Genomic DNA, 24379 nt, shown 5'->3' with positions numbered 1-24379 from the left:
GTTATTCTTTAATTTATCAACTATTTATATTTCAACAATTCACTATTCTATCTCAATTTCCGTCCTCCGGTTCAATGCTCTACCTTGCTCGGTATCATTCGTAGCAAGCGGACGTGTCGCACCATATCCTTTGAAATTGACACGATCGACAGCTATGCCTCCCGCAACCAAAAAATCGACAACCGCTTTGGCTCTTTTTTCGGAAAGATCCATGTTGTAACTCTCCGCACCAACATTATCAGTATGCCCTTCTATTAAAATTTTCACCGAAGGATATTCGAGCAAAAAGCGCCCCAAACGTTTAAGCTCGGGCATTGATTCGGGTTGCAATTGCGAGGAATTAAAGGCAAAGTATACATTTCTCAACGTCGTTTTTCTGCCTTTGGCAATTTTTTGCAGCGCCACTTTCACACTCTTTGCTGAGTCGCCGAGTTCAAACGATTCAAACAGATAAGGTTTGGCCGACACCGTGAGTCCGTATTTTTTACCAACCGGATAACATACCGAGAACTTTCCGGTAACGTCATCCGCATAAAGCGTCTGCACCTTTTGTCCGGAACTTAAATCGGTTATCTCAATCAATGCTCTTAAAGGCTCTTTGGTTGCCGCATCAGTTGTGGTTCCTTCAAAGCAAATCACAGATCGGGGACGGACTTCAACCGGAAGCTCCACCTTGTAAATCTCACGACCATTCCCATTCTTTTCCAATCCATTGGACGAAAAATAGCCATACTTCCCGCCTGTTTCCACAACAAATCCGGTATCATCGCCCGAAGTATTGATTTCTCTACCCATATTAACCGGCCGTTGCCACTGCCCATTGCTATTTTTACGGGCAACAAAAATATCGTTGCCCCCATATCCATCGTGTCCGTTGGATGAAAAATAAAGCGTTTCGTTATCCGGATGAATAAATGGCGACATCTCATTTTTTGCCGTATTGATGCTATCGCCAAGGTTTTCTACATTAAAAAACCGGAGCAGGCCATCTGGTTGCATGGCTACCGCACATTTCCAAATGTCCATTCCCCCTTTTCCTCCCGTCCGGTTGGAGGCAAAAAAGAGCGTTCGCCCGTCGGCTGAGAGCGAGGGATTGCTTTCCCAGAAACGGGTATTCAACGGAGCATCGGCATGAATCGGTTGCGACCAACGACTGCCGTGCCGAATAACATAATAAATATCACAACTGCCCAGTCCGTCTTTACGGTCGGAAGCAACAAAAAAGAGGTAACGCCCGTCAGCCGAAAATGCAGGCGATCCCTCGTTATAAGGTGTGTTCAACGGTTTGGTCAACACACTATCGACTTTCCAGTTTCCGACAGAATCTTTTTCAAATATTGTCAAATCCTCTTGTGTTGCCTGATATGCAGATTCACCTCTATGACTCACCGTTGTTGCAAAATAATGGTTATCTGCTGAAATTGCCGGCCAATAATCATCATCCGGAGAATTGACCGATGAAACATTTACCGGCTTTGATGTGATGGCGGGAACCTGTCCGTAAACAGAAAGCAAAGCCACCGCAGAAAGCATCAAGCAAAAAACAATTCGATATTTAAATACCTTTTTCAACTTCGGTTCTGACCCTTTCAATTAGTAATTGTTGATCCTGGTCAAAAACAGGCTCATAAGGTATCGGTTTATGAATGACCAGAGTCAGTTTGGCAGGATGAATCAGATAACTCCATATAGGTAATGCCTTGAATGTTCCCTTAATCGTCAAAGGTACGATGGGCAGTTTTATTTCGGAAGCAAGGAAGAAAGCCCCCCGCTTAAACTTACCCAATTTACCGTCTTTAGAACGGGTTCCTTCAGGGAAAATGACCACCGACGAACCGTTCACCAGTTTGCGACTGGCATCGTCTATACTTTTCTTGGCCGACATCGGACTGGTACGATCTATAAAAATGTGGCCGGCGGCTTCGCAGGCTGCACCCACGAGCGGAATCTTGCGCAGCTCTTTTTTCATGATCCATTTGAAACGGGAATCGAGCCATCCGTAGATAAGAAAAATATCGTATCCGCTCTGATGATTAGCCGCAAAGATATACGATTCCTCTTTTGAAATATTTTCTGCACCCTCCACATGTACGGTAATAAACATGCCATAACAGGCAAAACGCGACCAGGCACGAGCTGGCAGATAAGTTATCTCCTTATCGCGAAACAATGCCGCAAACAGTATCGTAAACAATGCTGTTAAAACAGTGGCAACTGCAAACAATGGGATGAATATCAGCCATTGGTATAGAAAAAGAATCGGATTGAATCTGCGTTTCATCTGCCCTTATAATTAAGTATCTATTTACTTTTTCGGCTCATATTGCTTCAAATAGTCGAACAACTGACTGTAGACCTGATCGCGTACCGGTTTGCGGGAGAGTACTAAATCGTGCATTCCGCCTGTGATTCCGATAATTTTTACATTGGTCGAGATGTTGCGTGCATATTTGTGAATATCTTCAACATTAAGCACTGCATCGGCATTAAACAAATCATCATTCCATTTTTTAGTATTGATGGAACGATCGGAATGCATTACCAACACCGGTTTGGCAATGTGCAATCCTGCTTGTACCCGTTTGATGCCATCATTCACGGCATGAATCCAGCCATAAGTGATATCCGGGGCAATCAACGGCTTCAAAGTGAGGCTATAATCCCATTCTCCCTTAAAGTTTTTATGAAGACTTTCGCCATACCAACTAACATCAGAAGCCTTACGTGTTTTTTCGGGACGGGTAGCACCTTCACTGGCTGCAATCGGTAAAATAGTTGCCCTGAGGATCGGGCTCAAATTCCATGCAAAAAACGGACTATTCAGAAAAACAGCATCGAATTTTTCTTTTCCAATGCGGTCTTCCGCATATAGCGCGGCTATTAGCCCTCCCATAGAGTGCCCGTTGAGCACTACAAAAGAGTTTTTTTCGCGATGGATGATATTCAGCGCTTCATCTATCTCATTGTAATATTCAACAAGATTTCGGACATCGCCCCTTACCTGACCCGGCAAAATGGAACGACCGTTTTTTCTCAAATCGACAGCATAGAAATTGTACCCATGCTTAATATATTCTTCGGCCATTTCGGTCTGAAAGAAATAATCGTTGTAGCCATGAATATAAAGCACTGCTTTACGGGCAGTTGTATCAGGAGCCAGTTTTCTGACAAGGGTTGCCACTACCCTGCCGTTGTAATCATTGCCCATGTCGAGTGTGGTTTTCTGAAAACCCTGACATAAACTATCTGGCACATACTCACGCTTGAGTTGCGCATTGACACTCAGAAAAGAGGTCAATATCAATATTATAACACCTAATTTCTTAATCATTTTATCGGAGGTTATGTATTAAAGCTGTTTCCGCAATTGTGCCGTAGGCAATCCCAACTGGTCGCGATACTTGGCAACCGTTCTCCGGGCAATATCAAATCCTTCTTTGGTAAGCAGTTCGGCCAGTTTTTCATCCGAATAAGGATGCTTTTTATCTTCGTTCTCAATAATATCCTGCAGCGCATTTTTCACTTCATGAATTGAGAACTCTTCGCCCGATTCGGTTTGCACCAATTGAGAGAAGAAATATTTCAACGGAAAAGTTCCAAATTCCGTCTGCACATATTTACTGTTGCTCACACGAGAAATCGTAGAAAGATCGAAGCCGGTTATTTCTGCAACATCTTTCAAGATCATGGGCTTAAGCAAGGCCTCATTTCCATCCAGGAAAAACGGACGCTGAAGTTCTATGATAGCCCGCATGGTAGTGAGCAGCGTTGTGTTTCTCCTGTTTAAGGTATCGATAAAAATCTCTGCCGATTCTATTTGCTGCTTCACGTATTGCACGGCCTCTTTTATATTTCTGTTCGCTGTTTTATCAGAGGTCAGTTGCTGCTGCATCTGTTGATAGTCCGGATTCACGCGCAACGAATGTTGATTCCGGTCATTCAGAGTAACTATCAGAACGCCGTTATCATTTTCGACAATAAAATCAGGAACAACAATCTCCTTGTTTTTTTCGAGCAAGGTACTCCACGCATTTCCGGGCTTTGGATTGAGACGTAACACTTCATGAACGATCTGTTTCATCGCCTCATCTTTGATCCCCAATTCCGACATTATTTTTTGATAGTTCTTGCGGGCGAACTCTTCAAAGTATTTCTCTATGACGACCTGTGCCAATCTACAGGCTTCAGACTCGGATTCTTCCCTACGCAACTGAAGCAGCAGACATTCCTGCAGAGAACGTGCACAAACTCCCGGCGGATCAAATTCCTGCACACAGGCAATCGCATTATTCAGATCTTTTTCGCTTATATCCTGTCCGAGCTGAAACAACAGATCATTGCTCATGTCGTCGGTAGAACGGCGTAAATAGCCGTCATTATCGATATTTCCTATGATGTATTCCACCAAGGTACGCTCGTATTCCGTTAACGAACGAAGCCCGACCTGATCCTGCAAAAACTCATGAAAAGTAAGATCGGCCGAAAACGGGATATCTTCTTTTTTTTCATCCCTCGATCGATTATTGGCAATCAGCTTATAATCAGGAATATCATCTTCATTCCGATAATCTCCCAAATCCATATCGCCATTATCCTGATCCGATCCGAAATCATCCTGATTGTCAGCATCGTTATTTGATTCCTCTCCGGCCGATTCTTCGAGCGCCGGATTACTTTCCAGTTCCTGAATGACACGCTCATCCAACTCAACCGTCGTTGCTTCGAGTAGCTTCACCAGCATAAGCTGTTGAGGCAACAGTTTAAGTTGTTGTTTTTGTGCCAGTTGTTGTTTAAGCATATTTCAAAATCCTGTCATTTCCTTTTAATACCTGAAACTACTTCCTCCCAAAAACTCTCGCAGAAGTGATGTCGGCGGAATTTCACGGTCACGGATAGGCGTAAAATAACGCATAAATTTAATGAGGCGGTGCGCTTCCGTATATTCATCGCAATTTTGGGGCACTTCGGCAAGGATAGGCTCCACATGTTTCTTCAATACTGCAAGCTCGAATATAAGAGCAGAATTAAACATCACATCAGCATTTTCCTGATACGGAAAAATCCATTTATCTTCTCCCTTTCGCACACTTGGCCAACGCGAAATCGTTTCACGGGCACTGTAATTTCGGAACCGGTAATCGCGTACAATCCTACGAATTAAACGGTTATCAGTTGTCGAAATCCAGTTATGATCGTCGAGCGCTATGGTAGTCAGCGCCGAAACGTATATTTTAAATTTGTTCTCATCCGGGATGGCGGTTGTCAGTTCAGGGTTCAGAGCATGAATACCCTCCATTAACAACACATTCTCCGGCTTCAGTTTTATTTTATCGCCTTTATAATATCGCTTACCATCATCAAAATTGTAAGTCGGAATTTCCACCTCCTCACCTTTCAACAAACGACGAAGATGATCGTTGAACAAATCCAGATCAAGGGCAGCCAACGCTTCGTAATCATAATCGCCATTTTCGTCCTTGGGCGTTTGATCGCGACTCACAAAATAGTTGTCGAGCGAAATACTGATTGGGTGGATACCTGCCACTGCCAATTGAACCCCCAAACGTTTACAAAATGTCGTTTTCCCCGATGACGATGGTCCGGCAATAAACACAAAACGGGCAGTATCTTTCCGTTGTGCAATCATGTCGGCAATTTGCGCCACTTTCTTTTCGTGCAACGCCTCCGCCACGTTGATCAATGTATAAGTCAGGTTTTTTTTACCTGCATGATTGAGGTCACCGATATTACGCATACCCATCAACGAATTCCATGCAATAAATTCCTTGAAAACGTTGAACATTACCGGTTGATCCACAAAATCTTCCAGTTTTACGGGATTGTCACGATTGGGCACCCGAAGCAAAAACCCATCCTGATACGATTCTATATCGAATATTGACACTTGTCCGGTTGAAGGCAAAAGAGCGCTGCTGTAATAGTCAATAAAATGCCCCATACGAAAATAACGGGCATAAGGAACGCCAAGAGTTTCAAGCAAGCGTACTTTATCAAACTGTCCGCGCTGACGAAACATTTCGATCACCTCGGGAGTTTGTCGTTCTTCGCGCATAATGGGCAGATCCTCCTCGATAATCTCCCGCATTCTCTCTTTGATAGCCTCCAGATCTACAGCTACCACTTTCCCATCCTGCGTCACATTGCCGTAATATCCTTTTGAAACCGGATGTTCAATATGAAGAATCGCATTGGGATACAGGTTATTTACGGCTTTGGCCATCACCATGGATAATGTGCGTACATATACACGCATGCCTGATGAGGTACTCAAATCGATAAATGAAATATCTTTTGGCTTAAACACCAAAAAATTCAGGCTTTCCACTTTGTTATTCACCAAAGCCGCCACTACCTGAAACGGGAGTTTTACCTGCAACTTACGATAAATTTCAAGGAGGGAACTGCCTGCCTGAAAATCATGGTACGATTTAGTATTTTTACAATAGATGGTAACTATTCTATCCATAATGTCTTATATAAAACTTGAGAATAAACGTTGGAGAAATTCTCTATTCAGGCTATAAAATTAGCGAAAAAACGGTCAGGTTACACTGAACAAAACCGATTTTACTACAATAATTATGCCAGTTTATGCATTATTAAATCTGTCGCTCCCAGATTTCCATCCACAAAAGTGGCCGAGTTCTTACCGCATGAAGATAAATAGTCAGTATTCTGCAGTAATTTATCCATCAGACTTACATATTGTTGCGATTCGGAAATAGAGAAACCACCTCCGGCGTCAATCAGTCCGCAAGCCTCTCTGAATTTATGATAATTTGGACCAAAAACAACAGGCACACCATACACGGCAGCTTCGAGTACATTGTGAATTCCCACGCCAAAACCACCGCCAATATAGGCGATCTGTCCATAACGGTAAATGGACGAAAGCAATCCTATGCAGTCGATGATAAGGCAATCGGCCTGAGCAGCATGCTGTTCGTCTGTTTTGGTATAACGGGCAAAAGGACGTTTCAGCTTGCGACATATATCCTCAATATGAGATTCGCTTGTAACATGTGGAGCTACAATCAAGAATAAATCTTCATGCGAATTAAAGTAATCGAACAAAATATCTTCGTCCAGAGGCCATGAACTACCGGCCACTAAAACCCGCCTTCCTTTAGCGAACGCTTCAACCAAAGGTAATTCTTTTGCCTGTGCTGCTATTTCGGCAACGCGGTCGAAACGGGTATCTCCCGCAACAGTTACATTTGTTACCCCAATAGACTTCAGCAACTCTTCCGACGGCTTATCCTGAACATAAAGATGGGTAAATGCCGATAAAAGGCCACGATACCAACCTCCATACCATTTAAAGAATGCCTGCTGAGGCCGAAAAATGGCTGAAACAAGATATGTGGGGATTCCTCTCCTTTTCAATTCGGTCAGATAATTTGCCCAAAATTCGTATTTAATGAAAACTGCTTTTTCGGGCTTTACAATATCCAGAAAACGACACACATTCCGCGGAGTATCCATTGGAAGATAGAGAACAACATCGGCTCCCGTATAGTTTTTCCGCACCTCATAACCCGATGGCGAGAAAAATGTCAGAATCACTTTTTGTTCGGGAAAACGGCGTTTGAGTTCTTCAATCAGAGGACGTCCCTGCTCAAATTCGCCCAACGACGACGCGTGAAACCACACATATTTCTGCCCGGGAATTATCTTTTCCCGGAGTATTGAAAAACTACCGTTTTGCCCCTTTGCCAGTAACCCGGCTTTTTCATTCCATTTTGCTGCTAATTTAATACCAGCCTGATACAGGGCAATGCCCGAATTATACAATAAAAACATAATGAAAGTTTGTAAATCAAGGCTGCAAAGATAACCTTTTTGCTCCTAAATTGGCCATTAATCTTCCAAGGCCAAAGCATTGATCAAAACACAAATAAAATCATTCATCTATTTAATTATCAAATACCTATCAGTATAAATTATTAAATTCATGTTTTTTAACTATATTTTATTCACAAACAAAATATCACCCGGAAGTTTCGTTGTATATTTGCACAGTTGTTTATGCAACTATAAAAGAACTAACTATATGGTACAAGTACATGAAGACGAGGTTTTTAGCATACTAACCGGAAAAGTATCCAATGCTATTAACCGAACATTTCTACGTTCATTTTCCCAACAAGGCATCGACATCACAACAGAACAATGGTCTGTAATGGCCTGCTTATGGAAAAAAGACAAAGTAAGTCAGCAAACCTTATGCAGTCTCACGTCTAAAGACAAGCCAAGTATGACCCGGCTAATTGACAATTTGGAGAAACGAAGTCTGGTAATGCGGATGGCCGACAAGAATGACCGGCGTAACAATCTCATCCACCTTACGGATGACGGCTTCAAACTCCAGCAAAAGGCAACGGAAATAGTCCAGAGCATTGCAACAAAAACGCTGAATAATATTACTGAAGACGAACTGAATGTCTGCCGTGTTGTTCTCAAAAAAATAATGACCAACCTCCAATAATTTTTTTATACTAATAGTTGCACAAACAACTTCTATTAAATTTCAACTTACGATTATGGCAAGAAAAATCTGTGTTTTAGTTATATCGACCTTATTCGCAACATCGCTGTACAGCCAAAAGACACTGCAACTTGAAGAGTGCAGACAAATGGCAATCGCACATAATAAAAGCATCCAGATAGCACAAGAAAATGTAAAAGTCGCCCAACAATATAAACAAGCGGCCTTTACGCAATTCTTCCCAAATTTCTCGGCAAACGCAGCATACACATGGAACCAGAAAAGTTTGTCGCTTCTGGCAGAAGATGCATACCTGCCTGTTTACTCACTCAATGCCAACGGTACGCCCAATTATGGAGCATCATGGAATAATTCATGGACAGTCGTCAACGGCACTCCTGTTCCTTTGGATGCCAACGGAAAACCATTCAATCCTTCTACCAGTCCGGATAAAATTGAATGGAAAAACAAAGCATTACTTCCCAAAGAAGCCATGGAATTCGATATGAAAAACGTATTTGTCGGAACCATCGGTTTCACGCAACCTATATTTATGGGAGGAAAAATCAAAGCTTTATACGACATTGCGAAATACGGAGAACACCTTGCGAGTGCGCAACAGGAAAACAAAATGACCGAACTCTTACTGGAAGTAGACGAAGACTACTGGCGCGTAGTATCGCTTGAAAGCAAAGTTGCTTTAGCCAAAGAATACAAGGGATTGATCGCCAAAATGGACTCCGACATCCGAACAATGGTAGACGAAGGTGTTGCCACAAAAGCAGATGCTCTCAAAGTGAGAGTTAAGCTCAACGAAGCCGACGTTTCTCTTACCAAGGCAGAAGATGGTCTAAACCTGTCACGCATGGCGCTTAATCAGGTATGTGGAATGCCTTTGGATGAAAAATACCGGCTGGCAGACCAGAGCCTTGACACAAAAACCGTGGAACCTCAACTGATTCCTATAGATCAGGCATTGGCAAACCGCCCTGAAATAAAAGCCCTTACACAGATGCAAAGCATTGCCAAAGCCAATCAAAAAGCGATGTTCTCAAGGTTTCTGCCCAACATTGCATTAACTGGAAATTATCTTGTTTCCAACCCCAACTCATTCAATGGTTTTGAGACCAAATTCGGAGGAATGTTCACCGTCGGAGTGGTTGCCAATATTCCATTGTTTCATTTCGGAGACAAACTGCACACGCTAAACGCTGCAAAATCGCAATACCGAATTGCCACACTGGAATTGGAGGAAGCAAAAGAAAAGATGGAGCTTCAAATCAAACAAAGCTCGTACAAAACAGCTGAAAGCCTCAAAAAGCAAACCACCACTCAACACAACATTGATCAGGCAGAAGAAAACCTGCGTTATGCGACCGAAGGATTTGAGGCCGGAGTGATCACTTCGACCGATTTGTTAGCCGCTCAAACAGCATGGTTATCTGCAAAATCGGAAAACATCGACGCCATCATTGACGTAAAACTTTGCAACTTATACCTCGAAAAGTCATTAGGAACACTTAAAGCTCCCGCAGCAAACAATACAATAAAAAAATAACCAAACTCATAAATATCTAAATTTGCACTGACATGAAAAAAGAAAACATCAACAATAAAGATTTGAGAATAGGACTTATCAGCCTTTTGGGGGCTCTTGTTATTCTGTTCATAATCGGATTATTCGTTTTCAGGCCAGAACCTATTACTATTCAGGGAGAAGCCGATGCTACCGAAGTTAGAGTTTCAGGAAAAGTTCCGGGAAGAATCAAACTATTCCTGACCGAAGAAGGAGCAAAAATTAAGGCTGGCGACACAGTTGTTGTCATTGACAGTCCGGAACTAAATGCAAAACTGGAACAAGCCACAGCAGCCGAAGATGCAGCTCTGGCGCAGGACAGAAAAGCCAAAAAAGGCGCCCGTAAAGAACAAATAGCCGGTGCGTATGAAATGTGGCAAAAAGCAATCGTGGGTGTTGATATTGCAAAAAAGTCCTACGACCGTGTTCAGCGCCTGTTCGACAAAGGTGTGGTAACAGCTCAAAAACACGATGAAGCAGAAGCACAGTACAAAGCCGCAGTTGCTCAGTCGAATGCTGCAAAAACACAGTACGACATGGCTATAAACGGAACCGAAAGCGAAGACAAAGCCGCTGCGCTTGCAATGGTCAACAGAGCTAAAGGTGCAGTACAGGAAGTAAGGGCATATCTTCACGAAACCTGCCTTGTATCTCCGATTGACGGTGAAATTACCGAAATATATCCCAAACGCGGAGAGCTGGTAGGTACCGGAGCTCCTATCATGAGCATTGTTGACCTGAACGACATCTGGTTCACATTCAACATTCGTGAAGATTTGCTTTCCACTATAAAAATGGGGTCAACATTCAACGTAAAAGTTCCCGCATTGGGAGATAAAACCGTTCAGGTGAAAGTGACATACATCAAGGCGCTGGCTTCTTACGCCACCTGGAAAGCAACCAAAACAACGGGACAATTTGACATAAAGACATTCGAAGTGCGTGCCCGGCCGACCAGCAAAGTGGAAGGACTTCGTCCGGGAATGAGTGCCCTTTTGGAAGAAACTCTGAAATAACATCCGTTTCAGGTTCAAACACCTCCATTATCTTTATCCGATTTTCTCAACACTAAATTTAGAACTTACATGCCCGATAAAAAAGCATCAATCATCGGCGCCACACTTAGACGAGAGTTGGCAAGAATGAAAAGCCGTCCCATGTACTTTATCCTCACGCTTGGGATCATGAGTTTTTGCTATATCTTTTTCATTTCCTTCTTCAGTGAAGGACAATTAATGAAAATGCCTGTTGGCATCATCGATCACGATAATTCAAAAATTTCACGACAGTTCTGCCGTAATCTTGATGCAACACAGCAAGCCAGAATTGTAATGAAACTAAGCAACTTTAAGGATGCTCGGGTCGAAATGCAAAAAGGGAATATCTACGCTTTCGTGGAGATTGAAAAGGGATTCTCCGAAAAATTGCAGTCAAACAAAAGACCTCCCATCACATTTTACATCAACGATGCTTTTCTCACTGCCGGATCTTTATTATTGAAAGATATTTCGGCGATGAGCCTCCTGACATCCGGCGGAGTTCAGCAGAAAGTACTAAGAGCCAAAGGTGTGGACGAAAGTCTTATTCCCGGCATCGTTCAGCCAATCTCCATCGATTCGCATATGATTGGTAATCCATGGTCGAACTACAGCGATTATTTCCTGAACGTTTTCTTTCCGGGAGTACTGGAGTTTGTAATCCTAATGACAACGGTATTCGTAATAGGCATCGAATTCAAAGAGCGTACTTCACGCAACTGGCTACGAACAGCCAACAACTCTTTTTCGAGAGCACTGATCGGGAAACTGCTGCCCTACACGGCCATTTTCATCTGTCTGGGATTTCTGTCCAACATTATCCTGTTCGGATACTTGCATTTTCCGCTCAACTCCAGCCTGTTTTGGATGCTGCTGGCAACAGTATTTTATGTAATCGCGTGCCAGGCAGTTGGTCTGTTAATCATCGGAACTCTCCCTGTACTACGGGATTCCGTATCAATCGTTATGATTTACGGTATGTTTGGTTTTACATTCACGGGATTCACATTCCCCATTGAGCAAATGGCATATCCTGTACGCATTTTTAGCTATATCTACCCGATCAGGCACTATTTCAACATTTACGTCAATCAGGCTTTGCATGGAGTAGATATTAGGTATTCGTTCGGATCGTATGTTATTTTACTTGCATTTATACTGTTACCGGCAATCATTTTCTTCCGACTGAAGAAGGCTGCCATTTATCAGAATTACCCTATCAAATAAAAGGACTCAATCAAATGAAGATAACTCGATTTCCCAGAATCAAACGATTAAAATCCAACATCAAAGACACGTTCGACATTTTCGTCAATGAGATGAAAATGATTTCGCACGACAGAGGTGTTGTGGTCATTTTCATTCTGGCCGTATTAGCATATCCCCTGCTTTATTCTCTTGTCTACAAGAACGAGACTCTGGCAAATCTTCCCGTGGCTGTTGTCGATAATTCCCGCAGCCATGAATCAACCGAATTAATAAGACACCTTAATGCCACTCCCGAAGTAGATGTATTCAGCACATATTCTTCTCTTTACGACGCCCAGAAAGCATTTAACCAACGACTTGTAAACGGAGTTATCTACATTCCCGAAGATTTCGGCAAGAACATTAACACGGGACAAAAAGCCAACATTTCCGTGTATTGTGATATGAGCAGCTTTCTCTACTACCGGACTGTATTGCAAGCCACTAACCATGTCGTTCTTGATATGGGAAAAGACATTCAGGTAAAACGTCTGGGAGAACAAGGCATCACCGGAGAATCGGCTAAAATCATTACAGAACCGGTGCCCTACAATGATGTTGTATTGTACAATGAAACAGCCGGATATGCAAGCTTTTTAGTCCCTGCTGTACTCATACTAATTCTGTACCAGACACTTTTCTTCGGCATCACCATTTTGGCCGGTACTGCCCGCGAAGAAAACCGGTTTCACGCCCTCGTAAGCTCCTCAGTTCACAAAGGGAAAACGCTCAGGGTAGTTCTGGGCAAAAGTGCAGCGTATTTTATCATCTATCTTGCCTGGAGCATTTACGTACTAAAAGTGATCCCTCAACTTTTCTCCCTGCCGCATCTCGGCGATTCTATAGATATAATCGGATTGGTAGTTCCTTTTTTACTTGCCTCAATATTCTTTGCCATGACCATCTCCGTATTCCTACCCAACCGGGAAACAGGAATGCTGGTCTTCGGAATATTTTCGCTTATTCTGCTGTTTTTGGGTGGAGTTTCGTGGCCGTACTATAACATGAATGGTTTCTGGAAAGCTTTCGGATGGATATTCCCAAGCACTCACGGCATTCAGGGTTATATAAAAATAAACACACTGGGAGCTGACATACAAACCATTTCAAAAGAATATCACACACTTTGGTTACAAGCATTAATCTATCTTCTGTTGTGTGTTTGGGCATATCACTGGCAAATAAAGAAAAGTCTGGCAAACGCCAGAGTACGTCAAATGGTTTCTCACAAAAGAGAAATAGCCAGAAATGAGTCAGACGAACAAACAAACACTACCAAAAACTCCAATGCTCAATCATAAGTTTGTTCTCAAAACAAGATATTTCTTTCAAATAGAATATTATAACTTGTTTTGAAACGAAAAAACCACTATATTTGCACGCTCAAAAAAAGATAATCAATTCACTATTAAAACTAAAGGAGGACCCAAACCATAGCAGCGCCAAGGATAACAAGAGTCGAAAAGAAAGAACTGCACCGGATTAACGAACGCATCCGTGAAAGAGAAGTTCGGTTAGTAGGCGAAAATGTCGAACAGGGTGTTTATTCTATTGAAGTAGCTTTACGTAAAGCCGATGATTTGGGGTTAGATTTGGTCGAAATATCCCCGAATGCAGTTCCTCCTGTATGCAGGATTACAGATTATCAAAAGTTTCTTTATCAGCAAAAGAAACGCGAAAAAGAGATGAAACTGAAAGCCTCGAAAGTGGTTTTGAAGGAAATTCGTTTCGGACCGCAAACAGACGATCACGATTACAATTTCAAACTAAAACACGCTCAGGAATTTCTGAAAGAAGGATGCAAAGTTAAAGCTTACGTATTCTTCAAAGGTCGTTCCATCCTCTTCAAAGAGCAAGGAGAAGTGCTTCTGCTTCGTTTCGCCAACGACCTCGAAGAGTTGGCAAAAGTAGATTCACTACCTACACTTGAGGGCAAACGAATGATTATTATGTTTTCGCCGAAAAAGACTGCGAAATAAAGACAAATATCTTCGAGCACCTCTAAAAACGTCCCAATTATTCAATTAAAATAAAACAGAACATGCCAAAAATGAAAACTAATTCCGGTGCTAAAAAAAGGTTTACCCTTACCGGAACAGGAAAAATCAAGAGAAAACATGCTTACAAAAGTCACATTCTGACTAAAAAGACCAACAAACAAAAACGTAACCTTACCCATGCAGGTTTGGTTGATTCAACAGACTTGAATAACGTTAAATTCATGTTGTGTCTTAAATAAGCACACTCTCTTTAATTCCATTTTAGTAACCGAATGTTTAGCCTCAAGTTCGCTTCATGAAAGCGGCGCTACCATTCACAAAACATTTTATTATGCCAAGATCAGTAAATCATGTCGCCTCAAGGGCAAGACGTAAAAAAGTATTGAAACTTACCCGTGGTTACTTCGGTGCTCGCCGCAACGTTTGGACCGTAGCAAAAAATACATGGGAAAAAGGGTTACAGTATGCTTACCGTGACCGTAAAAACAAAAAACGCAACTTCCGCGCATTATGGATTCAGCGTATCAACGCAGCTGCCCGCATCGAAGGACTTTCTTATTCTAAGTTGATGGGAGCTCTCCACAAAGCCGGCATCGAAATGAACCGTAAAGTATTAGCTGATTTAGCTATGAACCACCCGGAAGCTTTCAAAGCTATCGTTACCAAAGCTAAAAACGCTTAATTAAGAACTTATATAATTGGGAAAAGCCGCCTATACGGGCGGCTTTTATTTTTGAATACCAACACACAAATACACATCTTCCCCACTCTACCTGGAAGAATCTTCGGTTGGCATATTTTCAAAACGTACATTCGCATGCAATATCTGACACATACACTTCCTAACGGACTCAGAATAGTTCACAAGCCCGACCCTTCACCTGTATCTTACTGCGGACTGGCCATCAATGTCGGCACCCGCGACGAACTCCCGCATGAACATGGGATGGCACACTTTGTAGAACATCTCATTTTCAAAGGCACTGCACACCGCAAATCATGGCATATCATCACCTCGATGGAAGAAGTTGGCGGTGAACTGAATGCGTACACTACCAAGGAAGAAACATTTCTCTACTCCGTATTTCTGGAACGTCACTTTGAAAAAGCAATCGGACTGGTTTCCGACATGGCTGCCAATTCCATTTTCCCGGAAAAAGAAACAATTAAAGAAACGGATATTGTTTTAGATGAGATAGAATCATACAATGACTCTCCATCTGATCTGATATTCGACGAAATAGAAGAAATACTCTTCGCTGATTATGCCATCGGACGAAACATATTAGGTAGTGTCGATTCTCTGAAGAATTTCACCCACAAAGACATTGTAGAATTCCACCGTCGCAACTACACCGCCGACAGAATGGTTTTCTTTTCGTTGGGCAATACCGATTTCAAGAAGATCGTTCGCTTAGCAGAAAAGCACCTCAGTGGAATTCCTGCCGGAACAACGCCACTCGTTCGTCAATTACCGGAGCTTTACAAGCCTCAATCAAATAAAGCAAACCGTGACACCCACCAGGTTCATTACATACTCGGCAACCGGGCATATACGCTTCATCACCCCGACAGAATAGCCTTGTATCTTTTAAATAATATTCTGGGAGGTCCCGGCATGAACAGCATGTTGAATCTTTCATTGCGCGAAAGAAGCGGGCTGGTTTATAACGTAGAATCCAACTACACGCCCTATACCGATACAGGAGCCCTGACCATCTATTTCGGCTCAGATCCGAAGAATATGAACCACTGTGCCCGTCTTATCGAAAAAGAACTAACGAAGCTCCGTGAAACACCCCTGACTTCAAATTTCGTTGAGAAAGCAAAGAAACAGCTCCTCGGCCAAATGACCATTGCAGCAGAAAGCAAGGAAAGTCTGGCACTAAGCTTAGGCCGCAGCATTCTTCACTTCAACCGGTTCGACTCCCTTGAAGAGTCTGCCGAAAAGATTCAATCAGTCACTCCGGGAAAGCTACAACAAATAGCTCAGGAAGTATTAGCTCCCGAACTTCTAAGCAAGCTGGTTTATACCGAGTAAGCTCTTCTGCTATCCAACAACAAAAAAGGCGTCCAATGGACGCCTTTTTTGTTGTTAATCGAAAAATTGTTCTTAGAAGATCAATTTTACTCCGACCTGAGCATGCCAACGAGAATAAATATCGTTCAAAGCAACAGTATTGTTGGTATTGCTGGTATTATAATAGAATGATGCAGCACTTCCACTGGCAGCGGTCTTGACTGCTAATGGAGTCACATTATATGCCGAAGAATAATTCACACCCCATTTCTTGTTTAGCATATTAGAAAAGTTGATAATATCAAATGTAAATTGCAGTTTTGTCCCTTTTTCCTTCAACAAGAACACATTTTCAGCAAAATGCAAGTCAAAATGATTTTCCCATGGAGCTTGGCAAGAGTTGCGTTCTGCATATTGTCCTCTGTGATTCTTGGCATATGAATTTCCTTGAATCCAGTTTTCAAAATTTGCACGGCTATCAGCAGCACTCATAATGACAACTCCTGTTTTTGAATTAACATTATCGATAAAGTTCATTTGTTGTACCTCTGCGACTGTTGGAATATAAAGCAATGTATTCCCTTTATATCCATCGCCATTGTAATCTGCACTCTCATTCATTGTCAAGCTATAGCGCATTCCATTTGATCCCGTATATGTCACTGATAAATCAGTACTCAATAATCCATTGATATATTTAGGAGTAGTATAACCTACTGATGCTACGATACGATTCGGGATATCGAAAGATGAGTACGACAAAGCAGGATTATTTGAATCGTAAGCATAATTATATTTCCAGTTTGAAAAAGCCACAGAAGAAGTTCCATCATAAACCGATTTTGAATGTCCAAAGGTATAAGAAGCCATTGCATTCAACCCAAAGTCAAATTTTTTCTCCAACATGGCCGACAATGAATAGGTATAACCCTTATTGGTGTTTTCCAAATCGATAATAGATGCGTAGCTTTTATTCACAGTATAATAGGGAGCTGCAGAAGCTTCAACACCAGTAACAGCGTAAATTTTTCCATTCTGAGTTAATGCCAAATTTTTGAAATAAGCATCATTTAATGTTTTAGAGAACAAACCCTCCAAAGTCATTTTGATATCATAAGGCAATTTTTGCTCTAAAGCGAGGTTCGTACGGAATACCTGCGGGAATTTGAATTTTTTGCTTACCGTGCAAATATCAGGGGATACCTGAGCTCCGCTCGCAGCAGCTCCACTTGGGTTGTTATAATATTGAGAAAATGATGGAGCCCATGTTGTTACACCATTTTTAGTAACAGAATTTATAGTCGTCCCTTTTTGTTCAACGCCATCATTTGTAAATACATTCGACAGCCATACAAACGGCACTCTACCTGTAAACAGACCAGTACCGCCGCGTAATAAAGTGCTATGATCATTGTTAAGATACCAACGGAAACCCAAACGGGGCGACAACATTGCTTTAGCTGATGGAACAGTACCTACTGAGGCATCAAGATTGTTGGCTTGAGCAAAAGCATTGAAAGTTGAGTTTGTCGATGGATTATCAAAAACTTTAGGAATATCAACACGAAGTCCGTATTCTAAAGTCAAATTTCTCGTTGCAGTCCATTTATCCTGAGCATAAAATCCGAACTGACCACCATTAAACTTAGGCACAAATCCTAACGGATCCGTGTACTTATAATAAAATGTGGAAGCATGATCAGCCAAATAATTCGTCATAGACGAGTAATACCACTCTCCATTATTGTACTGCACAAATAAATTCTCAAAATGGAATATTTCGTTATGCGTACCAAATGTGAATGTATGAGCTCCTTTTGACCATGACAGATTGTCTTCAACAGTATACACATTTGTGTTCAGACTGTTTGCTCCAGATGAATACTCAGTCCCTAAATTTATAGATACATTATCATTGCTTGCATCGCTACCCATGTAAATGGTTGGTCCCTGATAAGGAACTTCCCGCTTATCACGTACTGAAGTCAATGATCCACGGAATTCATTTGAAAGAGAATTACTGAGACGTGAGTTCAATTCTGCCACAAATGAGTTTGTGTTGTCTTTCATTACGTAACTACTATTAGCAAATGTGTAAGAACTACTGCTATTGCTGTAGCTGTCCTTTGACGAATTACTGTGTTGATAGCGGAAAGCAAACTTATTATTCTTATCAATGTTCCAGTCTATACGCGCCAAGAGGCCCAGAGATTTCTGTGCAACATCACGAGATCCATAGCTATCATTTAAGCCGGTAACCGAGGTATAACGATCCAAGATAGTTTTCGCTGTTGCGGCTGAAATACCTGGTGTAGCATAACCAGGATAATAAGTAGAAGGATATGATTGATCGTAATTTTCAATATTGGCAAAAAAGAACAATTTGTCTTTAATAATCGGGCCACCCAATGATGCTCCCAATGTTGTAGCATGTTGCTTAATAAGCTTTTGATCCGCATAATTATTGGGAGCACTATAGCGTCCGTATAGATTTTGATTGAAGTAGTAACTATAAGCCGAACCATGGAATTCATTAGTTCCCTGTTTGGTAATAGCATTGATTCCACCGCCTGTAAATCCGCTTTGACGTACATCATATGGAGCTACCACAACCTGAATTTCTTGTATTGCATCAAGAGATATCGGATTGCTGCCAGTTTGGCCACCATTCGTTCCTGACGAAGACAATCCAAATACGTCATTACTTACAGTACCATCAATTTGGAAACTATTGTAACGATTATTGGTTCCTGCAAAAGATATACCGCCAATTTTATTTGTTTGAACCATCGGCATATTTTTCACAATATCATATATACTTCTATCTACAGTTGGAACATTTTGGATCTTCTCTGCCGAAAAATTTTGTCCAGCCCCAGTTCTCAATCGATTTGCCCCTGATGCTGTAACAACAACCTCGTTAAGAGTTTGCGAAGATTCTTTTAATTGGGCGTTCACGACAAAAGCATCTCCCAATTCAAGGTAAATATCATTATAGATCACCTTGTTATATCCCACATAAGAAATGATAATTTTGTATGGACCACCCACACGCATACCCTGAATGGAATATCTCCCTTTTTCATTTGTAATTGCACCATACGACGTACCAGAAGGTTGGTGAATAGCCTGAACCGTAGCTCCGATTATAGCCTCTTTATCATCACCAACACGACCGTTAATACTCGCTGTTGTAACCTGCGCCATAGCCGATAAAGCCATGATGCACCCCAACGCCATTAGCACTAATCGTTTACCTGTTTTTTTCATAAAAATAAAATTAAATTGGACGTTTAAATAATTTCCAGTATAAAGGCTGATTTTGTCTAGTATTATTTTTTAAGGAAAGGATTTGTAATAAACACAATTTGCCGAAAATGCAAAAATGTTCATTAGCAAGAAGATAACAAATTGAACGCTACAAAAATATTTATAATTATTCAATTTACACACATTTTTCTATAGAAGTTTTCAACAACAGCTAACAACTAAATGTTAATTCTTTACATATAGTAGCTTTATTCGGACTGCAAAAGTACGTCAGTAAATCTAAAAAATCATTACAATTTGATGAAGAATAACCCTACTTTCAGCCGGATTAATGCCTGTTTTAAAATTGCCAAACCAGCTATTGCTCACGACAGATATTATTTTTACTTTTGCTTCTAAATCCACTTCACACTCGAAGAAAGACAAACCCTTTTGAATGAAGCATATACGAAATTTTTGCATTATTGCCCACATCGATCATGGCAAAAGTACTCTGGCTGATCGTCTGCTGGAAGTTACCAATACCATTTCTCAAAAAGATTTGCAGGCTCAGGTGCTCGACAACATGGACCTGGAGCGTGAACGAGGTATAACCATTAAAAGCCATGCCATTCAGATGGAATATCTGCATAATGGCGAAAACTATATTCTCAATCTGATTGACACTCCGGGTCACGTAGACTTCTCTTACGAAGTTTCCCGTTCCATAGCTGCCTGCGAAGGCGCTCTGTTGATTGTAGATGCCACACAGGGCATTCAGGCACAAACCATTTCTAACCTTTACATGGCTATTGAACATGACCTGGAAATTATTCCGGTGATGAACAAAATGGATATGGACAGCGCCATGCCCGAAGAAGTGGAAGACCAGATTGTTGAATTGCTGGGATGCAAACGGGAAGAAGTTATTCGCGCTAGCGGCAAAACAGGACTTGGTGTTGATGAAATTCTGGAAGCCATCATTACAAGGATAAAACCGCCGGTCGGAGATCCTGAAGCTCCTCTTCAATGCCTTATTTTTGACTCGGTTTTCAATTCGTTCCGCGGAATTATTGCTTACTATAAAATCATCAACGGAACTATAAACAAAGGCGATCTCGTTAAATTTGTTGCTACCCAGAAAGAATACGAAGCGGATGAAATTGGCGTACTCAAACTGGACATGTCGCCACGCACTTCATTGAGTGCCGGTGATGTTGGATATATCATTTCGGGCATCAAGACCTCTAAAGAAGTAAAAGTAGGTGATACTATTACCCATGTGAAACGTCCCTGCGAAAAAGCCATTGCCGGTTTTGAAGAAGTAAAACCAATGGTATTTGCCGGAGTTTATCCGATTGAAACCGAAGATTTTGAAGATCTTCGTTCGTCCATTGAAAAACTTCAGCTTAACGACGCTTCGCTAACCTTCGAACCGGAATCTTCCATCGCGCTCGGATTCGGATTTCGCTGCGGCTTCCTGGGACTGCTCCACATGGAGATTATACAGGAACGACTTGACCGCGAGTTCGATATGAACGTTATTACGACGGTTCCGAACGTAAGTTACCGCGTGTTCACCAAGAAAGGCGATATGATTGAGGTACACAATCCTTCCGGGTTACCCGACATTACTCTTATCGATCATATCGAAGAACCTTATATCAGAGCTTCTGTTATTACTCAGACCAATTTTCTTGGTGCAATCATGACCCTTTGCCTTGGCAAACGGGGAATTCTGATCAAACAGGATTACATTTCATCCAACAGAGTAGAACTGATTTACGATATTCCACTGGGAGAAATTGTGTTTGACTTTTACGACAAACTGAAAAGTATCTCTAAAGGTTATGCATCATTCGACTACCATATGCACGATTTTCGCGAGTCAAAACTGGCGAAACTGGATATATTGCTGAATGGAGAGCCTGTGGATGCCTTATCTTCTCTTACGCATGTTGATAATGCGTATACCTTGGGGCGCCGGATGTGCGAAAAACTGAAAGAGCTTATCCCGCGTCAGCAATTTGACATTGCCATTCAGGCTGCCATCGGAGCTAAAATCATTGCCCGCGAAACCATTAAAGCCGTTCGTAAGGATGTAACGGCCAAGTGTTATGGTGGTGATATTTCCCGTAAGCGTAAATTGCTCGAAAAGCAGAAGAAGGGGAAGAAAAAGATGAAACAAATCGGTTCGGTAGAAGTACCACAGAAAGCATTCTTAGCGGTGCTCAAACTGGATTAAAAATAGATAGAATTTGAAGGTTGAAAGGTTATTAAACCGAAAGCTTTGAACTTGAAAAATAATAGATAATATGACCAAGAAAGAAATAACGCCACAAGCCCGAAAAATGCTGAAATGGTTTTGGCTAAGTTTTACAGGTTTTTTATTGGCTGTTGTACTGCTGTTTATTGCCATATCTTTCGGATGGATTGGCTATTTGCCTCCAATCAGCGAATTGCAAAACCCCCGCAACCGTTACGCTTCTGAGATTTATTCGTCCGACATGAAGCTGTTGGGAAGTTTCTCCTTGAGCTCGGGCAACAGAATGAGCGAAATCTACCAGAATCTTTCGCCAAACCTGATTAATGCATTGGTAGCTACCGAAGATTCAAGGTTTTACGATCACTCCGGCATCGACGGTTGGGCTTTGGCTCGGTCTCTGGTTCTTCGCGGTATTTTTCAAATCAAGAGTGCCGGTGGTGCCAGTACACTGACACAACAATTAGCCAAACAGCTGTATTCTCCTCATGCACCCAATTTCATAACCCGTTTATTGCAAAAGCCCAACGAATGGGTGATTGCTGTCAAGCTGGAGCGACTGTACACAAAAGAGGAGATCATCAACATGTACCTGAACCAGTTCGACTTCCTCAACAATGCCGTTGGAATACGTACTGCAGCTCAGGTTTACTTTAGCACGACACCGGATAAACTGACTATTGAACAGGCTGCAACTCTTATTGGAATGTGTAAAAACCCGGCTTATTATAATCCTCTACGTTTCAATGAAAGAACGCGCGGACGACGCAACACTGTATTCCAACAAATGGAAAAAGCCAACATGCTGTCTCACGCTCAGGTAGATTCGTTAAGCAAATTACCGCTTACACTTAAATACCAGCGCGTGGACCATAAGATTGGTGCTGCCCCCTATTTCCGCGAATACCTGAGAAGAATTCTGACTGCCGACAAACCCGAAAAAGCAGATTACGCATCATGGCAGAAACAGCAATATGTGGATGACTCTATTGCCTGGGCTACCAATCCTCTATACGGATTCTGCAATAAAAATCACAAGTCGGATGGTTCTCCATACAATCTTTATACTGACGGGCTGAAGATTTACACGACCATAGATTCAAGGATGCAAAAATATGCTGAAGAAGCTGTACATGAACAAATAACATCACTTCAGGACAAATTCTTCAAAGAAAAGAAAGGCAGAAGTTACGCTCCATTCTCCCGCACTTTACGCGAACAGGATATTGACGATATAATGAACCGGTCAATGAAATTATCCGACCGGTATCGCAATATGAAGCGTGCAGGTGCAAGCCCGGCCGATATCAAAAAAGCTTTCAATACGAAAGTTTCTATGCAGGTATTCTCGTACAGAGGTCAGATAGACACGGTAATGTCTCCAATGGACTCTATCCGTTATCTGAAATATTTCTTGCGATGTGGTTTTATGTGTATGGATCCGAACAATGGCCACGTAAAAGCATATGTAGGAGGTCCTGATTTCAACATGTTCCAGTATGATATGGCCACCATGGGACGCCGTCAGGTAGGTTCTACCATCAAACCATTCCTCTATTCGTTAGCTATGGAAGAAGGTTTCTGGCCGTGCAGCCAAATACTGTGTGCTCCGATCACCTTAAATCTGGGCAACGGCGAAAGCTGGACGCCAAGAAACGGCAGCCAGAGCCGAGTTGGCGAAATGGTTTCCTTGAAATGGGGACTTTCACAGTCTAACAACTACATCACTGCCCGTCTGATGAGCAATTTCACACCAATGGCAATGGTAAAAATGATGCGCTCGTTTGGTATACGGGGATATATTCCGCCGGTATGGTCGCTCTGCGTCGGTCCTGCTGAAGTTTCTTTACAGGAAATGGTGGATGCTTACACGGCATTCCCTAACAAAGGAGTTCGCGTTGACCCGATGTATGTGACCCGCATAGAAGACAACAACGGGGCTGTTGTTGCTTCTTTTGAACCAAGAATGAATGAAATCCTGAGCGAGCAAACCTCATATAAAATGTTGACATTGCTTCGTGGTGTTGTTGATAATGGAACTGCGGGACGATTAAGATACAATTATCGTTTCAGCGGACAGCTGGGAGGTAAAACCGGGACAACCCAAAACAACTCGGATGGTTGGTTTATAGGATTCTCGCCCAGCCTTGTAGCCGGTGCCTGGGTAGGTGGAGAAGACCGGGCCGTCCACTTCGATTATACAAGCGACGGACAGGGTGCCAGCATGGCATTACCGATTTGGGCAATATTTATGCGGAAAGTTTATGGAGACCCGACGCTGGGATATTCAGAAACGGAAACCTTCAAAGTTCCACCAACATATAATCCGGATGAAGGATGCGGAGGACAAGCACCTCCTGAAGAACCTTCTTCTACAGCTGTGGAACAATTCTAGCAGAAAATGCACAGCAGATATAAGTCAATCATGCTGAAGTGAGAATTCTCACTTTGGCGTGATTGCACTCTTTTTATAGGTA

Annotated in this window: 18 protein-coding genes; 11 read left to right on the top strand and 7 right to left on the bottom strand. The window is 42.1% G+C overall.

The window, feature by feature from the left end:
* Positions 1-42: 42 nt before the first annotated feature.
* The 6 genes from F8N35_RS03230 to F8N35_RS03205 form a co-directional block, all read right to left on the bottom strand.
* Entirely contained in the window at positions 43-1533 is a 1491-nt protein-coding gene (locus F8N35_RS03230; protein ID WP_293050104.1) for an OmpA family protein, read from the bottom strand.
* Positions 1534-1555: 22 nt separating this feature from the next.
* Positions 1556-2281: a lysophospholipid acyltransferase family protein gene (locus F8N35_RS03225; RefSeq protein ID WP_293049915.1), complete on the bottom strand. Its 726-nt coding sequence runs from the start codon at positions 2279-2281 to the stop codon at positions 1556-1558.
* A 24-nt stretch (positions 2282-2305) separates the two neighbouring features.
* A complete protein-coding gene (locus tag F8N35_RS03220) occupies positions 2306-3331 on the bottom strand; it encodes an alpha/beta hydrolase (RefSeq protein ID WP_293049914.1) in 1026 nt (341 codons plus the stop codon).
* A gap of 18 nt (positions 3332-3349) precedes the next feature.
* Complete coding sequence (gene rpoN, locus F8N35_RS03215; RefSeq protein ID WP_293049913.1) at positions 3350-4798, bottom strand: RNA polymerase factor sigma-54; 1449 nt, start codon at positions 4796-4798, stop codon at positions 3350-3352.
* A 24-nt stretch (positions 4799-4822) separates the two neighbouring features.
* Entirely contained in the window at positions 4823-6487 is a 1665-nt protein-coding gene (locus F8N35_RS03210; protein ID WP_293049912.1) for a nucleoside kinase, read from the bottom strand.
* A gap of 113 nt (positions 6488-6600) precedes the next feature.
* Positions 6601-7824: a glycosyltransferase N-terminal domain-containing protein gene (locus F8N35_RS03205; RefSeq protein WP_293049911.1), complete on the bottom strand. Its 1224-nt coding sequence runs from the start codon at positions 7822-7824 to the stop codon at positions 6601-6603.
* A 250-nt stretch (positions 7825-8074) separates the two neighbouring features.
* On the opposite strand from F8N35_RS03205, the gene F8N35_RS03200 reads away from it, so the two are divergent.
* From F8N35_RS03200 to F8N35_RS03160, 9 genes are all read left to right on the top strand, one after another.
* Positions 8075-8509 (top strand): MarR family transcriptional regulator, encoded by a 435-nt coding sequence (locus F8N35_RS03200; protein ID WP_293049910.1) that lies wholly within the window; start codon positions 8075-8077, stop codon positions 8507-8509.
* 55 nt (positions 8510-8564) lie between these two features.
* Positions 8565-10067 (top strand): TolC family protein, encoded by a 1503-nt coding sequence (locus F8N35_RS03195; RefSeq protein WP_293049909.1) that lies wholly within the window; start codon positions 8565-8567, stop codon positions 10065-10067.
* A gap of 32 nt (positions 10068-10099) precedes the next feature.
* A complete protein-coding gene (locus F8N35_RS03190) occupies positions 10100-11101 on the top strand; it encodes an efflux RND transporter periplasmic adaptor subunit (RefSeq protein WP_293049908.1) in 1002 nt (333 codons plus the stop codon).
* A gap of 69 nt (positions 11102-11170) precedes the next feature.
* Positions 11171-12349 carry an ABC transporter permease gene (locus tag F8N35_RS03185; RefSeq protein ID WP_293049907.1) on the top strand — a complete coding sequence of 393 codons (1179 nt, stop codon included), beginning with the start codon at positions 11171-11173 and terminating at the stop codon, positions 12347-12349.
* A 14-nt stretch (positions 12350-12363) separates the two neighbouring features.
* Positions 12364-13671, top strand: coding sequence for an ABC transporter permease (locus F8N35_RS03180; RefSeq protein WP_293049906.1), 1308 nt, complete (start codon positions 12364-12366; stop codon positions 13669-13671).
* A 147-nt stretch (positions 13672-13818) separates the two neighbouring features.
* Positions 13819-14349, top strand: a complete 531-nt coding sequence (gene infC, locus F8N35_RS03175; RefSeq protein WP_293050103.1) for a translation initiation factor IF-3 — start codon at positions 13819-13821, stop codon at positions 14347-14349.
* A gap of 62 nt (positions 14350-14411) precedes the next feature.
* Entirely contained in the window at positions 14412-14609 is a 198-nt protein-coding gene (gene rpmI / locus F8N35_RS03170) for a 50S ribosomal protein L35 (protein WP_068703868.1), read from the top strand.
* Between the two features lie 92 nt (positions 14610-14701).
* Positions 14702-15052, top strand: coding sequence for a 50S ribosomal protein L20 (rplT, locus tag F8N35_RS03165; protein WP_293049905.1), 351 nt, complete (start codon positions 14702-14704; stop codon positions 15050-15052).
* A 135-nt stretch (positions 15053-15187) separates the two neighbouring features.
* Positions 15188-16411 (top strand): pitrilysin family protein, encoded by a 1224-nt coding sequence (locus F8N35_RS03160; RefSeq protein ID WP_293049904.1) that lies wholly within the window; start codon positions 15188-15190, stop codon positions 16409-16411.
* Positions 16412-16483: 72 nt separating this feature from the next.
* Here the strand turns inward: F8N35_RS03160 and F8N35_RS03155 are convergent, their stop codons facing one another.
* On the bottom strand, positions 16484-19612 hold the full coding sequence (locus F8N35_RS03155) for a carboxypeptidase regulatory-like domain-containing protein (protein WP_293050102.1): 3129 nt from the start codon (positions 19610-19612) through the stop codon (positions 16484-16486).
* A 484-nt stretch (positions 19613-20096) separates the two neighbouring features.
* Here F8N35_RS03155 and lepA point away from each other — a divergent pair, with 484 nt between their 5' ends.
* Together lepA and F8N35_RS03145 are read left to right on the top strand one after the other, a co-directional pair.
* On the top strand, positions 20097-21884 hold the full coding sequence (gene lepA / locus F8N35_RS03150; RefSeq protein WP_293049903.1) for a translation elongation factor 4: 1788 nt from the start codon (positions 20097-20099) through the stop codon (positions 21882-21884).
* A gap of 106 nt (positions 21885-21990) precedes the next feature.
* The gene (locus F8N35_RS03145; RefSeq protein WP_293050101.1) at positions 21991-24297 is read left to right on the top strand and encodes a transglycosylase domain-containing protein; all 2307 of its coding nucleotides are present in this window, start codon (positions 21991-21993) and stop codon (positions 24295-24297) included.
* Positions 24298-24379: the final 82 nt, after the last annotated feature.

It is taken from the genome of Paludibacter sp., assembly GCF_009712605.1.
Taxonomy (GTDB): Bacteria; Bacteroidota; Bacteroidia; order Bacteroidales; family Paludibacteraceae; genus Microbacter.
This window is presented reverse-complemented; position numbering and strand designations above follow the sequence as displayed.